Raw genomic sequence first — 15011 nt, 5'->3', positions numbered from 1 at the left:
CATCATCCCATTTGCCGGAAAAGTGTTTCCCACGGAGATCGAACGGTTCTAGCCTGCACTCCGATGATCCAGCGATCGGCGAGGTGGTCGCATGTCAGTCTCGGAAGTCCGGCTCACGTCCCCCGCCCCGCGGGCTACGCCGCACGCCGCCATGCCGCCCGAACAGGAGCACCCGCAGCAGGACGGCGTCGTCGCGTCCGGCGTCTATGTCCATGGCGTGCGCGTCGCCGATATTCCCGTCGCGGAGGCAGGCGAATGGGCACGCAAGGACGACCATGTCGTCTGGATCGGCCTGTGCGAACCCGAGCCTGCGCTGCTGCGCTGCGTGCAGCAGCAGTTCAACCTGCATCCCCTCGCGGTCGAGGACGCCACCAACGCACATCAGCGGCCCAAGCTCGAGCAATATGGCGACGCGCTCTTCGTCGTCGCCCGCACGGCCCAATTGATCGACGGGCGTATCGCTTTCGGCGAGACACATATCTTCGTCGGGCGCGGCTATATCGTCAGCGTCCGGCACGGCGCCTCGACCTCGTACAAGTCGGTGCGGCAGCATTGGGAGACCTGCCCGACCTCGCTGGCGAAGGGCGAGGACTTCATCCTCTACGCGATCCTCGATTTCATCGTCGACAACTACATGCCGGTGCTGGAAGCGATCCATGACGAGGTCGAGGAGATCGAGGACAAGATCCTGGCCAAGCCGATGGGACGCTCCGATATCGAGCGGCTCTACATGCTCAGGCGCGACCTGCTGCGCCTGCGCAATGCGGTGGCGCCCTTGGTCGATGTCTGCCAGCGCCTGATGAACGGCACGGTGCCGCAGGTCCGGCCGACGCTCGCGCCGATGTTCCGCGACGTGACCGACCATGTCCGCACCGTGCAGGAGAAGATCGACAGCCTGCGCGAGGTGCTGGCCTTCGCCTTCGAGGCGAGCCTGCTGGTCGGGCAGAGCCAGGAAAGCCTGATCACCAAGCGACTGGCATCCTGGGCCGCCATCCTGGCCGTTCCGACGGCGGTGGCCGGCATCTACGGCATGAATTTCGAGAACATGCCGGAACTCAAGATGTATTACGGCTACTATTCCGTGCTGACGCTGATCGTCTGCACCTGCTCGATCCTGTACTGGCGCTTCAGGCGGAACGGCTGGTTGTAGCTATTTGAGCGGCCAGATCAGCAGGATCATCGGCACGGCGAGCAGGATGACCAGAGCCGAGAGCGGCGCGCCGAGCCTTGCGTAGTCGCTGAAGCGATAGCCGCCCGGCCCCATCACCAGCGTGTTGCACTGGTGGCCGATCGGCGTGAGGAAGTCGCAGGCCGCGCCGATCGCCACCGCCATCAGGAAGGCATCGGGATTGTAGCCGAGGTTCTTCGCGAAGCCCGCGCCGATCGGCGCCATGACCAGCACCGTTGCGGCATTGTTGAGGAAAGGCGTCACGGCCATCGCCGCCACCAAGATCAGCGCGACCGAGGCCCAACCCGGCAAACCGCCGCCGATCATCGCGAGCCAGGAGGCGAAGAGATCGGTCGCGCCGGTGGTCCGCAGGGAATCGGAGACCGGGATCAGCGCCGCCAGCATCAGCAGGATCGGGGCATCGATGCTGTGATAGGCCTCGCGCAAGGGCACGCAGCGGAAGGCGATCAGCAGCACGGCGGCAGCGAAGAAGACGAGCGGCACCGGGGCCAACCCCGCCGCCAGTGCGATGATGGCGGCCAGCACGATCGTCACGGTCAGGACGACGCGGCGCGTCGAGCCCAGCGGCACCAGCCGGTCCGCCAGCGGCAGCAGGCTGAGCTCGGAGAGCTTTTCGGGCAGCAGCTTCTCGTCGCCCTGGATGACGACGATATCGCCGGCCCGCAGGCGGATATCGCGCAGGCGCTGGCTGAAGCGCTCGCCCGATCGGCTGATCGCGATCATGTTGACGCCGAAGCGGCTATGCAGGGCGATATCGCCGGCCGACTGGCCGATCAGGGTCGAATCCGGGCCGATGATCGCCTCGGCGATGCGGTCGGGATCGAGCGCATCCTCCTTTTGGGTCGGGCGGTCCTTGCCGGTGAGGTCGAGCCCGCCTTCGGCGACGACCCGCTCCAGCACGGCGGCATCGCCGCGCAGAAGCAGGATGTCGCCGGCCTTCAGCGAAGCATCGGGCAGCGGCGCCTGGACGCGGCGCTCATTGCGCAGGATCGAGACGATCTCGATGCCTTCGCCAATCGCCTTGAGATCGGCGACCGTCTTGCCGGCAAGCGGCGATTTCCCGTTGAGCTTGGCCTCGGTCAGATAGTCCTTGATGTCGATCGCCTGATCGAGCGAGACGGCGCCACGGCGATCGCGCGGCAGCAGGCGATAGCCGAGGCTCAGAAAGATGCAACCGGCAACGGCCACGACGATGCCGACAGGAGCAAAGTCGAACATGCGGAACGGCTCGCCGCCGAGCTCCTGCCGGACGCGAGCGACGATGACGTTGGGCGAAGTGCCGACCAGGGTGACGATGCCGCCGAGCAGCGAGGCGAAGGCCATCGGCATCAGGAAGACCGAAGGCGATGTCCCGCTCTTGCGGGCGAGCTGGTAGGCGATCGGCAGCATCATCGCGAGCGCGCCGATATTCTTGATGATCGCCGACATCACCGCGACGACGAAGACGAGCAACGGCACCTGCAATTGCGTCGAGGACAAGCCGGAGCCGAGCTTCGAGAACAACCGCTCGATGATGCGCGAGCGCGCCACCGCTGCGCTCAGCACCAGCGCGCTGCCGACGATGATGACGATGTCGTCGGAGAAACCCTTGAAGGCCTCAGTCGCCGGCACCAGCCCGAGCGCGACGGCCGTGAGCAGCGCCAGCATCGCGACGATGTCGTAGCGCAGCCGCCCCCAGAGGAAGGCCGCCATCATGCCGGTGACGAGAAGGACGGAGAGAATCTGCGGCTGGGTCATCCGGCCTTCAGCGTAGCGCGCGCGGTCAGCACCTCACAGCCACTTCTTCCAGCGGAAGAACAGGTAGGGCAGGATCGCGGCCACCACCATGATGCCGAGCGACAGGGGATAGCCTATCTGCCATTTCAGCTCGGGCATCTTCTCGAAATTCATGCCGTAGATCGAGGCGACCAGCGTCGGCGGCATGAAGACCACGGCGACGACCGAGAAGAGCTTGATGATCTTGTTCTGCTCGATACTGACGAGGCCGAGCGTCGCGTTCAGCATGAACTGCAGCTTATTCGACAGGAAGGTGGCGTGCTCCTCGATCGCCTGCACGTCGCGAATCGCGGCGCGCCATTCCGGGGTGAAGCCGCTAGCCGCCTTCTTCGTGCGCTTGAAATTGGCCGAGAGGTACAGGAGCACCCGCTCGATCGAGACCATGCTCTCGCGGACGTTCGAGATGATGTGCTCGTACTGGCCGATCTTGCGCACCACCGCCTGGTAGACGCGGCCCTGCTCGACGCTGGCGCTGTTGCCGTCGAAGATCTGGCGCGAGCGCAGGTCGATGCGGTCGCCGACGCCGCGCAGCACCTCGGCGGCACGGTCGACGATCGATTCGACCAGCCCTTCGATCACCCCCGCCGGCTCCAGTTCGCAGCCGCCCGGCTTGGTCGCACGGTTGAGGAAGATGTTGAAGGCACCGGGCTCGTCATAGCGCACCGTGACCAGCGCCTTCTCGGTCAGGATGAAGGTGACGTCGGCGAGCCGCGGCACATTGCTTTCCGAGTGGCAGATGACGCGCGCCGTCATGTAATGCGCACCGTCCTCGGCATAGATCGTCTCGGACGGCTCGAGGTCGTGCATCTCCTCCCGCGTCGGAATGGAGATGCCGAGATGCTTCTCGACCTTGGAATCCTCGGTGCCACTGGGATTGAGCAGGTCGATCCAGATCGAGCCGGGCGGAATCTCCTCCTCTTCGGCCAGCGAACGGTGAGAAAGCTTGTCACCGTTCTTGGGACAGATTCCGTGGATCAGAAGCATGGCTGGTCATCCGGGAGCGTGGCGTTGCTCGGCGCGATTTGCACTGCACCAACTCCAAACTCCCGGCGGTGTCAAACCGATGACGGCGTCAGACGCCGCCCCTCACGCCCTGCGGCGGCAGGCTGTCGGCCGGCACGAAGAAATCCGGCATCAGCGGCACCGACGCGTCGACGCGATAGGGGCTGAAATCGGTGACGCCCTCGCCCGCCATGAAGCTGTCATCGATCAGGAAATTGCCCGAGAACTCTCGGGACGGCTTCGAGAAGATCATATGGGCGGCGTCGGCGAGGATCTCCGGCGTGCGGCTCGCCTGCACCATCTTGTCGCCGCCGAGCAGGTTCTGGACCGCGGCGGTCGCGATCGTCGTGCGCGGCCAGAGCGCGTTGACCGCGATGCCCTGGCGCGCCAGCTCGCCGGCAAGGCCGAGCACGCAGAGGCTCATGCCGTATTTGGCGATCGAGTAGGCCAGATGCGGCGCGAACCACTGCGTCTTCATGTCGAGCGGCGGCGAGAGCATCAGGATATGCGGGTTCTCAGCCTTCGCCAGATGGGGAATGGCGTATTTCGAGACCATGAAGGTGCCGCGCGTGTTGATCTGATGCATCAGATCGAAGCGCTTCATATCGGTCGTCTGCGTGTTGCTCAGTTGGATCGCGCTGGCATTGTTCACGACGATATCGATGCCCCCGAAGGTCTCGGCGGTCTCGGCGATCGCCTCGGCGACGCTCTGCTCGTCGCGGACATCGACCATCAAGGGCAGGCACTTGCCGCCGGCCGCCTCGATCTCGGCGGCGGAGGTGTAGATCGTGCCGGGGAGCTTGGGGTGCGGCTCGGCCGTCTTGGCGGCGATGGTGACATTGGCGCCGTCCCGCGCTGCCCTGAGCGCGATGGCCAAGCCGATGCCGCGCGAGCCGCCGGTGATGAAAAGCGTCTTACCCTTGAGCGACATCGCCGCCTCCCTGTTGATTATCGATGACGTAGCGAGCCGGTTGCGAACCGTCCCGGTCGGTGAAGCCATAGGCACGCGCGAGATCGGCGACATGCAGCACTCGCCCGGCATGCCGAGCGACGTCGGGGTCGCCAGCCAGCGCCGCGACGGCCCGGCCGGCATAGAGCGGGGTCTCCGTGGTCTGATCGCCCAAGCCCGCATCGCGGACGCGCTCGGTCAGGACATGGCCGGGCGAGAGGCCCAACGCCGTAACGCCGAAAGGCTTCAGCTCTTCGGCCATCGCGAAGCTCAGGCGGTTCATCGCCGCCTTGGCGAGGTCGTAGAAGACATCGCCGAGATAGAGGCCGCCCATATCGAAGCTCAACGTGACGATGATGCCCGCGCGTGCCTGGACCATGGCCGGCGCGACCGCCCGCGCCAGCAGCAGCTGGGCATAGACGCCGCTCTCGAAACTCTCGCCCAGTCGTGCCGCCGGGCGGCGCCAGAACGGCGTGCCGAAGCCGGAGCCGTCGGGATAGCGCTCGCCGTCATAACCTTCATTGCCGCCCCAGACCGCGTCGACGACGCAGTCGAGCCGGCCGAAGCGGCGCAAGGCCCAGGCTATGAGCCCATCGACATCCCGCTCGCTGGTATGGTCGCAGCGATAGGGATAGCCCTTGCCGCCGGCCGCCTCGACCTCGCGGGCCGCGTCCTCGAAGGTCTCGGAGCGCTGGTCGGTGCGCGGCCCGGCCTCGCTGGAGCGGCCGGTGACGATGACGGTCGCGCCCGCTTCGCCGAGCGCCCTGGCGATGCCGCGCCCGAGCCCGCGCGAAGCGCCAGCGACGAGGCAGATGCGGCCAGAGAGGGACGGTTGCTCAGCGCTCATGGGCAATCCCCACGAAACGCCGCTAGCCACATTCCATCCTCTGCTCTATAGCCCCGCTCCCCTCGCAACGGAGCAGCACCATGGACAGCACCGATGTCGCCGCTTGCTGGGAGGCCAATGCCGAGACATGGACCCGGCATGCGCGGGCCGGCTACGACCTCTATCGCGACGCGCAGAACACGCCCGTCTTGCTGGCGAACCTGCCCGACATCACTGGCCTGAACGGGCTCGATATCGGCTGCGGCGAAGGCTCGAACACGCGCAAGCTCGCCGAAGCCGGCGGGCGCATGATCGCCGTCGATATCGCGCCGACCTTCATTCGCCATGCGCAGGAAGCCGAAGCCGCGAAACCGCTCGGCATCGACTACCGGTTCGGAGACGGCACCGCGCTGCCTTTCCCTGACTCTCAGTTCGATTTCGCCACGGCCTTCATGTCGTTGATGGACATGCCGTTTCAGGACAAGGCGCTGGCAGAAGCGGCGCGCGTGCTGAAACCCGGCGGGTTTCTGCAGTTCTCGATCCTGCATCCCTGTTTCGCGCCGCCCTACCGCAAGGTGCTGCGTGACGATGCCGGCAACATCCGCGCGATCGAGGTCGGCCGCTATTTCGACGGCGTCGATGGCGAGATCGAGACCTGGCGCTTCGGAGCGGCCCCAGTCGAGATCAAGGCCAGCGTCGAGCCGTTCCGCGTGCCGCGCTTCCACCGCACGCTGAGCGAATGGGTGGCGATGATCGTGGCGGCCGGGCTCACGATCGAGCATATGGCCGAACCGCATGTCGATGCGGAGACGGCGCGGGCCATCCCCTATCTCGCCGACACGCATATCGTCCCGCTGTTCCTGCATATCCGCGCCCGCAAGGGCGCGGCGGCCTGAACGGGGCGCGGCTGCGCTCACGCGGCGAAAACCGCGGCCGCGTCGGCAATCGCACCGGCGCCCTCCGTGACCGCAAGTTCGAGGGCAGGCGCCTCGGTCGCGATGCATTCGGCGTAGAAGCGGGCCGTGGCGAGATCGGCAGTGCTCTCGGCTTCCGAGCGGGTGGCGAGCGCCTTCTTCGCCAGCCCCGTGCCGCCCTGCGCCAGCGCGAAGAGCTTGAGATAGGGCGTGGCGCCGGCCAGCGCGTCGGCCGGCTTGCCGCCGAGCGCGCCGAGCATCCATTCCGTGGCGCGCTCAAGGGAATCGACGGCGGCGCCGAGGCGGGCGGCGGCATGGCCGAAGCCCGGATTATTGGCGCGCTCGACCTCGGCGACGATGCCGCGCATCTCGTTGATCAGGGCATGCACGGCATCACCGCTGGACAACGGCAGCTTGCGGGTAACGAGATCGATCGCCTGGATGCCGTTGGTGCCCTCGTAGATCGCGGCGATACGGGCATCGCGCAGATGCTGGGCGGCGCCGGTCTCCTCGACGAAGCCCATGCCGCCATGGATCTGCACGCCGGTCGAGGCGACGTCGATGCCGATATCGGTGGCATAGGCCTTGGCGATGGGGGTGAGGATCGCGGCGCGCTCGGACGCCGCCTTGCGCCTGGCCTCGTCGGTCTCGCGATGCGAGCGGTCGAGCGCTTCCGCGACCTGATAGGAGATGGCGCGGGCGCCTTGCGTCTTGGCGCGCATGTCCATCAGCATGCGGCGCACGTCCGGATGGACGATGATCGGGCTCATCGGCGCGCCCTTCGGCGCATCAAGCGCCGCGCCCTGCTTGCGCTCATGGGCGAAAGCGAGCGCCTGCTGATAGGCACGCTCGGCGATGGCGACGCCCTGCAGCGCGACATTGAGGCGGGCGTTGTTCATCATCGTGAACATACAGGCGAGGCCGCGATTCTCCTCGCCGATCAGCCAGCCGATGGCGCCGTCATTGTCGCCGAAGGCCATGGAGCAGGTCGGCGAGGCATGGATGCCGAGCTTGTGCTCGATGCCGGAGCAGCGCAGGTCGTTATGCGCGCCGAGCGAGCCGTCGGCATTGACCATGAATTTCGGCACGAGGAAGAGCGAGATGCCGCGCGTGCCGGGAGGGGCATCGGGCAAGCGCGCCAGCACCAGGTGGATGATGTTCTCGGTCAGATCATGCTCGCCATAGGTGATGAAGATCTTCTGGCCGGTGATGCGATAGGTGCCGTCCCCGACGCGCTCGGCCTTGCTGCGCAGCGCGTTGAGATCGGAGCCGGCCTGCGGCTCGGTCAGGTTCATCGTGCCCATCCACTCGCCGGAGACGAGCTTGGCGAGATAGGTCTCCTTGAGATGGTCGGAGCCATGCGCATGGATCGCCTCGATCGCGCCGACCGTCAGCAGCGGGCCGAGCGCGAAGGCGAAGGCGGCCGAGTTCCACATCTCGATGCAGGCCGATTGCAGCAATGCCGGCAGGCCCTGCCCGCCATAGGCTTCCGGCGCCGGCAGCGCGTTCCAGCCGGCCTCGGCCCAGGCCTTGTAGGCCTCCTTCCAGCCCGGTGGCGTGGTGACGGCGCCGTCCTTCAGCTTCGAGCCGGTGAGATCGCCGACGCGGTTCAGCGGCGCGATCACGTCGTTGGCGAATTTTGCGGCCTCGTCGAGCACGGCTTCCGCCACGCCGCCGTCCAGCTCCGGCGCCAGCCCGTCTGCGATCAGCCTGTCGAGACCCGCGACGTTGCGCATGGTGGAGAGCATGTCCGAAACCGGGGCGCGATAGCTCATAACCGTCTCTCCCTGAGGCCGGCTCTTGCCCTTGAAGGCAGCCGCAGCCTGCATTTGCCGTTGCCGCGATGGTAGCGAGGAACTATCGCCTAAGCCACGCGCAAGCGAGCGCGACCTTCGTCCCGTGCCACACTCCTCAGTTAGTTTATATATAAACCATCTTTGGTCAATCGCATCGTGAACCAGCCCGTGTCTCCTCCTCGCCAGACGAAGCTCCTTGCCGCCGATGCCTCCGGCATCACTGAGGCTGCGGCACTGCTGCGCGCGGGCGGGCTCGTGGCGATGCCGACCGAGACGGTCTACGGGCTTGCGGCCGATGCGACCTCCGGCACGGCGGTTGCCGGCATCTACGCGGCCAAGGAACGGCCGAGCTTCAACCCGTTGATCTCGCATCTGCCCGATCTGGCAAGCGCGCGCCGGCAAGGCCTGTTCGATGCGAACGCGCTGGCGTTGGCGCAAGCCTTCTGGCCGGGTCCGCTGACGCTGGTCGTGCCGGCCTCGCCGGGCTGCACGGTGAGCGATCTGGCGCGGGCGGGACTGCCCTCAGTCGCCTTGCGCGTCCCTGCCCATCCGGTCGCGCATGCCGTGCTCGAAGCGGCGGGACGGCCGATCGCGGCACCCTCCGCCAACCGTTCCGGCCGGATCAGCGCCACCAGCGCTGCGCATGTGATCGCGGATCTGGAAGGGCGCATCGATGCCATCCTCGATGCCGGACCGACCGAGGTCGGCGTCGAATCGACCATCGTCGCCTGCCTGGACGGTGCGCCGCGCCTGCTCCGCCCCGGCGGGGTGCCGCGCGAGGCGATCGAGCGTGTCATCGGCCGGCCGCTGGTGATCGCGGGGGATGCCGGCCACGCCCCGATCTCGCCCGGCATGCTCGCCTCGCATTACGCCCCGGCGGCGCGGGTTAGGCTCGATGCCGAGGCGCCCTATGACGGCGAAGCCTGGCTCGGCTTCGGTCCTGAGGCCCAGGAGCGTCCGGCCTCGCTCAATCTCAGCCCGAGCGGCGATCTGCGCGAGGCTGCCGCCCATCTTTTCGGCTATATGCGCCGGCTCGACGAGATCGGGCGGAAGACCATCGCGGTCGCTCGCATTCCCGAGCATGGGCTGGGCGAAGCCATCAACGACCGTCTGCGGCGCGCGGCGGCGCCGCGCTGAAGGTTTCACAGCCCTCATCCTGAGGAGCGAGCCAAAGGCTCGCGTCTCGAAGGATGCTTCAGGAGGCTCCGGAGATTCCTGGAACATCCTTCGAGACGCCGCTGACGCGGCTCCTCAGGATGAGGGCTCAGATATTCTGCCGCTTATGGGTTACCCGCTCTCCCGGATTTGAATTCCTCCAGCTTGCATCATTGCAAGATATCGGCTTGCGTGCCCGCAGGAGGATGCCTTGCCGATGAATGCCAAGCTTGCCTGGGACGATTTCCGGCTGATCAAGGCCATTGCCGATCATGACGGGCTGACCGGGGCGGCGGCGGCGCTCTCCGTCAATCATTCGACCGTGTTCCGGCGGCTCGGCCAGATCGAGGAGCTCGTCGGCATCCCGCTCTTCGAGCGCCGCAAGACCGGCTATGTCGCGACGGTCGCCGGGGCCGAGATGGCGGCGCTGGCGAGCCGGATGGACGAGGACGTCACCGCCTTTGCCCGGCGCCTCGCCGGGCGGGACGTCGCGCCCTCAGGCGAGTTGCGGATCACCACGACCGACACGCTCTACCAGAACGTGCTGCTGCCGATCTTCGCGGCCTTCCGCAAGGCGCATCCGCTGATCCGACTGGATGTCGTCATCGGCAATCAGGCGCTCAACCTGTCGAAGCGCGATGCCGATATCGCGATCCGCGCCAGCGACACGCCGGGCGAGACGCTGGTCGGAAGGCGCATCGCCACGATCGCCTGGGCGATCTATGGCCGCGCCGCGGACGGGATCACCCCCGAGGAGGAAGCCAGCCCCGCCCTGCTCTACCAGCGCGACTGGGTCGCGCTCGGCGACCAGCTCTCGCATGTGAAGGCGGCCCGCTTCGTGCGCGAGCATGTCGCGCCGGAACGGATCGCGCTGAAGAGCTCGGCCGTGCTGGGGATCGCGGAAGCGGTCGCGCAGGGTCTCGGCATCGGGCCATTGCCCTGTTTCATCGCCGACCAGCGGCCGGAGCTGATCCGGCTCCTGCCGCCCAATCCGGATTTCGCCACGGGCCTCTGGGTCCTGACCCATCCCGACATCCGGCATGTGCCGCGCGTGCGCGCCTTCATGGATTTCTGCAGCAACGAGCTGGCGCGGCAGCGGGCGCTGTTCGAGGGGTAGGTCAGCCGATCTCGACGACGACGCGGCCCTTCACCTTGCCCTCGACGATCGCCTTGCCGGTCTCGATCACGGCCTCCAGCGGGATCGTCGTGGTGATCAAGGCGAGCTTGTCGCGGTCGAGATCGCTGGCGAGGCGCTGCCAGGCCTCGATCCGGCGCGGCTTCGGGCACATCACCGAATCGACGCCGAGCAACGCGACGCCGCGCAGGATGAAGGGCGCGACCGAGGCCGGCAGGTCCATGCCCTGCGCCAATCCGCAAGCGGCGATGGCGCCGCCATACTTCGTCATCGAAAGCAGGTTCGCGAGGGTATGCGAACCGACGGCGTCGACGCCGGCGATCCAGCGCTCCTTGCCGAGCGGGCGGCCGGGCGCCGCCAACTCGTTGCGGTCGATGATCTCGGCTGCACCGAGGCTCTTGAGATAGTCAGTCTCCTCGGCCCGGCCGGTCGAGGCGATGACATGCCAGCCGGCCTTGGCGAGCAGGGCGATCGCGACCGAACCGACGCCGCCGGCCGCGCCCGTGACCACGACCGGGCCGTCAGAGGGCTTCAGGCCGTGCTTCTCGAGCGCCAGCACGCAGAGCATCGCAGTGTAGCCCGCCGTGCCGATCGCCATCGCCTCGGCGGGGGTGAGCTCCGCCGGCAGCGGCACCAGCCAGTCGCCTTTCACCCGGCTCTTCTGGGCGTAGGCACCGAGATGGGTCTCGCCGGTGCCCCAACCGTTCAGGACAACGAGGTCACCGGGCTTGAAATCAGGATGGTCGGAGGTCTCGACCCGGCCGGCGAAGTCGATGCCGGGGATCATCGGCCAGCGGCGCACCACCGGCGCCTTGCCGGTTACGGCGAGCCCGTCCTTGTAGTTCACCGTCGAATGGGTGACGCGGACGGTGACGTCGCCCTCCATCAGGTCGCTCTCGGCGAAATCGGTAAAGGCGAGGTTCGGCCCGGCCTCGCCCTTGGTCGCCACGAGGGCCTTGAACGTCGTCATCACCATCTCCCGAGCGCTGGGCATCGGACCGAAAAGTGGAATCCGGTTTTCGGGAATTCCGATGCCGCTTCAAAAAAGCACGAAGGCCGACAAGGTTGCAGCGGCGTGCCGCCACCGCAACCCCATCGGCCGTGTGCAGGTTCGTCTTCCCGATCAGGCGGGCTGCGCTTCCGGCCGGTTCACCGGCCGCTCGACGATCGGCAAGTTGATCAGGGCCGAGGCGACGCCGAGCGCGACCGAGAGCCACCAGACGAACTGGTAATTGCCCATCGATTCGTAGAGCACGCCGCCAAGCCAGACGCCGAGGAAGCCACCGACCTGGTGCGAGAAGAAGGCGAAGCCATAGAGCATCGCCATGTACTTTGTGCCGAACATCAGCATGACCAGCGAGGAGGTCGGCGGCACGGTCGAGAGCCAGAACAGGCCGATGACGATGCCGAAGGTGATCGCGGTGGTCGGGCTGGGCGGCAGCAGGATGAAGGCGGCGATCGCGACCGCGCGGCCGAGATAGATCCAGGCGAGGAGATGGCGCTTCGGCATCCGCGTCGAGAGCCAGCCCGAGGAGAGCGAGCCGACGGCATTGGCGAGGCCGATGACCGCCAGCGTCCAGCCACCGACCCAGGCCGGCAGGCCGGCATCCTTGAGATAGGCCGGCATATGCACGGTGATGAAGGCGAGCTGGAAGCCGCAGGTGAAGAAGCCGAGCACGAGCAGGACATAGCTGCGATGCTTGAAGGCCTCGCTTAGCGCCTGCACGATCGTCTGGTTCGGCAGGTTGGCCGCAGCGGCGCCGGCCGCAGCACCGGTCTTGCGCGTCGCCATGACGATCGAGATCGGCAGGATCGGCAGTAGCGTGAAGGCGAAGACGATCAGCGCCTGCTGCCAGCCCAGCGTTTCGATCAGGATGTTGCCGATCGGCGGGAAGAGGAACTGGCCAAAGGAGCCGGCCGCCGTGCCAGCGCCGAAGGCCATCGGCCGCCACTGCTCCGGCAGGAGCTTGCCGAAGGCGGCGAGCACGAGATTGAACGAACAGGCCGAGAGGCCGAAGCCGATCAGCACGCCGGCGCCGAGATGGAGCTGCAGCGGCGTCGTCGCATAGGCCATCATCACGAGGCCGGCAGCGTAGAGAAGCGCGCCGACGCAGAGCACGCGCACGGTGCCGTAGCGATCGGCGATGGCGCCGGCGAATGGCGCGCCGAGACCCCAGAGCAGGTTCTGGATCGCCAGCGCCAGACTGAAGGTATCGCGGCCCCAGTTGAACTGGATCGTCATCGGGATCTGGAACAGGCCGGCGCTGGCGCGGGGGCCGAAGGTGATGAGCGCGATCAGGCAGCCGGCTGCGACGATGATCTCCGGAGCGTAGCTGCGCGCTGGCGTGGACGTCATGGCTATCTCCGAAACGTCGAATGTGTGGCTACACGTTAGCGCCCTGCCCGCACGGCAACCAGCGCGATTTCGTGACATTTCGCATCACGGCAAAGCATGGAAGGCAAGGCGCGTTCGCGCGTCTCCCGTCTGGGAGAAAATAGCGCGACGAAGCCGAAACGACGAGGTGGCGCGTGCGGCCGCATCATCGTCCCCTACGAAGCTCCGCCGTCGTTAACCGGCGCTCAACCTTACCGAGGCGATAACGGATTCCAACGAAGGCGCTCAGAGTTCGGCAGCGTCTTTCGTTCCGTGCGATCGGGACGGGTGTGTCGCTTTGAGTCATTGGCGTGTGCACAGGCATGGGCGGAAGGCGCGCCCCCTCGGCATCAAATGGGCCGCGAGCACCGTCGCGCCCTGGGCCCTGTCCGTCGGCATGCTCGTTTCCTTCACCGCCTCCGCCGGCCAGAATTTTGGTCCGACCGGCCTGCCGTCGAGCGCCATGGCCCGGGTCGCGCCCGGCCCCATCTCCGAACTGGCGGAAGGTCCCTCGATGCTTGTCGCGGCCAGCGCCTTCCGGTTGCCTGGCCTCGCGCTGACCTCGGCCGTCACACAGGCGAAACTTTCCTTCGAGGACCCGGAGCGGCGCATCGTCGTCGACCCGCGCGCGCCGCGCGAGGACATGAAGCGCTCCGTCGCGGCGAGCTTCCCCGAGGTCGATCGCACCGCCAAGGGCGACATGCTGCCGAGCCTGCGGCCGGGCCTCTCCGAACATCCGTCGATCGAGCTGGAGCGCGTCGTCTTCGGCGATACCCAGCCCAAGCTGATCTCCGGCGGCTTCTCGCTCGACGCCATGCGCGCGGCCGAGGCCGTCGACGGTCCGCAGACCGGCTTCGAGCCCTATGCCAATGACGAGGGTCTGACCGATCCGGCCCTGTCCGATTCCTCGCCGGTCTCGCCATTCAAGCCGAAGATCCTCTCGGCACGGCAGGCGGAACTGCATCTCGAAAGCATCGACGGCTCTTCGCCGTCAGTGCCGCAGGCAAGCCAAGGCTCGTCCTCGACGCCGCTCGTTGGCTCGGTCATCGGCACGCTGACGCCCTCTGCCCTGCCGGCTCAGTCCGCCCCGCAACAGCGCGGGCGCATCGCGCTGGCCTCGGCGCCGGCCAATCGCGACCTGCGCCTGGCCGAGCCCGGCGTGAAGCAGGACTACACCAAGCTGATCGCACCGGAGAGCATGGCGAAGGAGCAGCGCTGCCTCGCGGAAGCCGTCTATTTCGAGGCTCGATCCGAGTCGCTTCAGGGCCAGGCGGCCGTGGCGCAGGTCGTGCTCAACCGCGTGAAGAGCGGGCTTTATCCGAGCAGCGTCTGCGGCGTGGTCTACCAGAACAGCAACCGCTACCTCGCCTGCCAGTTCACCTTCACCTGCGAAGGCAAGTCGCTGCGCATCACCGAGCCCGCTTCCTGGCGCGACGCTGTCAGGATCGCACGCGAGGTCCATGACGGCACGACCTATCTGCCGGAAGTCGGCGCCTCGACCCATTATCACGCCAATTACGTGCGGCCTTACTGGGCGAAGCGACTGAAGAAGATGGATACGATCGGCCAGCACGTCTTCTACCAGCTGCGGCCGGGGCAGACCTGACGGGGCAGACCGCCTGTGGCCTCATCCACCTTGACGTGGCAGGCCGGCGCGGGCGCTACCCGAACAGGAAATGCCAGACGCCGTAACCGATGACGCCGACCCAACCGAACGTCACGACCGCGGTCAGGCCCAGGTAAAGCGCGATGAAAGCGTTGTCCTTGATATCGTCCATAAGGCCCTCCGCGGCGCGCGACCCGGCCACTCTCGCGAGTGACCGGGCCAGCCCAAACGGATGCGGCATGAAGGCTGGGCCAAGCCTCGCGAATGTCATAGCCAAGCAATTCCGGTG

General features: G+C 66.9%; 12 protein-coding genes. 5 read left to right on the top strand and 7 right to left on the bottom strand.

Annotated features, from left to right (window positions below):
* The first annotated feature begins 151 nt into the window (after window positions 1-151).
* On the top strand, window positions 152-1150 hold the full coding sequence (locus AC07NY_RS14635) for a magnesium and cobalt transport protein CorA (protein WP_494584427.1): 999 nt from the start codon (window positions 152-154) through the stop codon (window positions 1148-1150).
* Here the strand turns inward: AC07NY_RS14635 and AC07NY_RS14630 are convergent, their stop codons facing one another.
* The 4 genes from AC07NY_RS14630 to AC07NY_RS14615 all read right to left on the bottom strand — a co-directional run bounded on the left by AC07NY_RS14630 (window position 1151) and on the right by AC07NY_RS14615 (window position 5763).
* Complete coding sequence (locus AC07NY_RS14630) at window positions 1151-2926, bottom strand: SLC13 family permease (protein WP_494584426.1); 1776 nt, start codon at window positions 2924-2926, stop codon at window positions 1151-1153.
* A gap of 33 nt (window positions 2927-2959) precedes the next feature.
* Window positions 2960-3949 carry a magnesium transporter CorA family protein gene (locus AC07NY_RS14625; protein WP_494584425.1) on the bottom strand — a complete coding sequence of 330 codons (990 nt, stop codon included), beginning with the start codon at window positions 3947-3949 and terminating at the stop codon, window positions 2960-2962.
* 88 nt (window positions 3950-4037) lie between these two features.
* Window positions 4038-4898 (bottom strand): SDR family oxidoreductase, encoded by an 861-nt coding sequence (locus AC07NY_RS14620; protein WP_494584424.1) that lies wholly within the window; start codon window positions 4896-4898, stop codon window positions 4038-4040.
* Complete coding sequence (locus tag AC07NY_RS14615) at window positions 4882-5763, bottom strand: SDR family NAD(P)-dependent oxidoreductase (RefSeq protein WP_494584423.1); 882 nt, start codon at window positions 5761-5763, stop codon at window positions 4882-4884. The genes AC07NY_RS14620 and AC07NY_RS14615 overlap by 17 nt, the downstream gene beginning before the upstream one ends.
* An 80-nt stretch (window positions 5764-5843) precedes the next feature.
* On the opposite strand from AC07NY_RS14615, the gene AC07NY_RS14610 reads away from it, so the two are divergent.
* On the top strand, window positions 5844-6638 hold the full coding sequence (locus AC07NY_RS14610) for a class I SAM-dependent methyltransferase (RefSeq protein WP_494584422.1): 795 nt from the start codon (window positions 5844-5846) through the stop codon (window positions 6636-6638).
* A gap of 17 nt (window positions 6639-6655) precedes the next feature.
* On the opposite strand, the gene AC07NY_RS14605 is transcribed toward AC07NY_RS14610, so the two are convergent.
* Entirely contained in the window at window positions 6656-8431 is a 1776-nt protein-coding gene (locus AC07NY_RS14605) for an acyl-CoA dehydrogenase family protein (RefSeq protein ID WP_494584421.1), read from the bottom strand.
* Window positions 8432-8608: 177 nt separating this feature from the next.
* On the opposite strand from AC07NY_RS14605, the gene AC07NY_RS14600 reads away from it, so the two are divergent.
* A complete protein-coding gene (locus tag AC07NY_RS14600) occupies window positions 8609-9589 on the top strand; it encodes an L-threonylcarbamoyladenylate synthase (protein WP_494584420.1) in 981 nt (326 codons plus the stop codon).
* Window positions 9590-9824: 235 nt separating this feature from the next.
* Window positions 9825-10724, top strand: a complete 900-nt coding sequence (locus AC07NY_RS14595; protein WP_494584419.1) for a LysR family transcriptional regulator — start codon at window positions 9825-9827, stop codon at window positions 10722-10724.
* A gap of 1 nt (window position 10725) precedes the next feature.
* On the opposite strand, the gene acuI is transcribed toward AC07NY_RS14595, so the two are convergent.
* Window positions 10726-11712: an acrylyl-CoA reductase (NADPH) gene (gene acuI, locus AC07NY_RS14590; protein ID WP_494584418.1), complete on the bottom strand. Its 987-nt coding sequence runs from the start codon at window positions 11710-11712 to the stop codon at window positions 10726-10728.
* A gap of 153 nt (window positions 11713-11865) precedes the next feature.
* A complete protein-coding gene (locus tag AC07NY_RS14585; protein WP_492284163.1) occupies window positions 11866-13098 on the bottom strand; it encodes an MFS transporter in 1233 nt (410 codons plus the stop codon).
* Between the two features lie 331 nt (window positions 13099-13429).
* On the opposite strand from AC07NY_RS14585, the gene AC07NY_RS14580 reads away from it, so the two are divergent.
* Window positions 13430-14722 carry a cell wall hydrolase gene (locus tag AC07NY_RS14580; protein ID WP_494584417.1) on the top strand — a complete coding sequence of 431 codons (1293 nt, stop codon included), beginning with the start codon at window positions 13430-13432 and terminating at the stop codon, window positions 14720-14722.
* The last annotated feature ends 289 nt before the right edge of the window (window positions 14723-15011 follow it).

Source organism: Allobosea sp. GW821-FHT09G06, assembly GCF_059416005.1.
This window is presented reverse-complemented; position numbering and strand designations above follow the sequence as displayed.

Excerpts from the sequence above, each read along its gene's own strand:
- AC07NY_RS14635 (WP_494584427.1), top strand. The coding sequence starts at position 152 with ATGCCGCCCGAACAGGAGCACCCGCAGCAGGACGGCGTCGTCGCGTCC.
- AC07NY_RS14630 (WP_494584426.1), bottom strand. The coding sequence starts at position 2,926 with ATGACCCAGCCGCAGATTCTCTCCGTCCTTCTCGTCACCGGCATGATG.
- AC07NY_RS14625 (WP_494584425.1), bottom strand. The coding sequence starts at position 3,949 with ATGCTTCTGATCCACGGAATCTGTCCCAAGAACGGTGACAAGCTTTCT.
- AC07NY_RS14620 (WP_494584424.1), bottom strand. The coding sequence starts at position 4,898 with ATGTCGCTCAAGGGTAAGACGCTTTTCATCACCGGCGGCTCGCGCGGC.
- AC07NY_RS14615 (WP_494584423.1), bottom strand. The coding sequence starts at position 5,763 with ATGAGCGCTGAGCAACCGTCCCTCTCTGGCCGCATCTGCCTCGTCGCT.
- AC07NY_RS14610 (WP_494584422.1), top strand. The coding sequence starts at position 5,844 with ATGGACAGCACCGATGTCGCCGCTTGCTGGGAGGCCAATGCCGAGACA.
- AC07NY_RS14605 (WP_494584421.1), bottom strand. The coding sequence starts at position 8,431 with ATGAGCTATCGCGCCCCGGTTTCGGACATGCTCTCCACCATGCGCAAC.
- AC07NY_RS14595 (WP_494584419.1), top strand. The coding sequence starts at position 9,825 with ATGAATGCCAAGCTTGCCTGGGACGATTTCCGGCTGATCAAGGCCATT.
- acuI (WP_494584418.1), bottom strand. The coding sequence starts at position 11,712 with ATGACGACGTTCAAGGCCCTCGTGGCGACCAAGGGCGAGGCCGGGCCG.
- AC07NY_RS14585 (WP_492284163.1), bottom strand. The coding sequence starts at position 13,098 with ATGACGTCCACGCCAGCGCGCAGCTACGCTCCGGAGATCATCGTCGCA.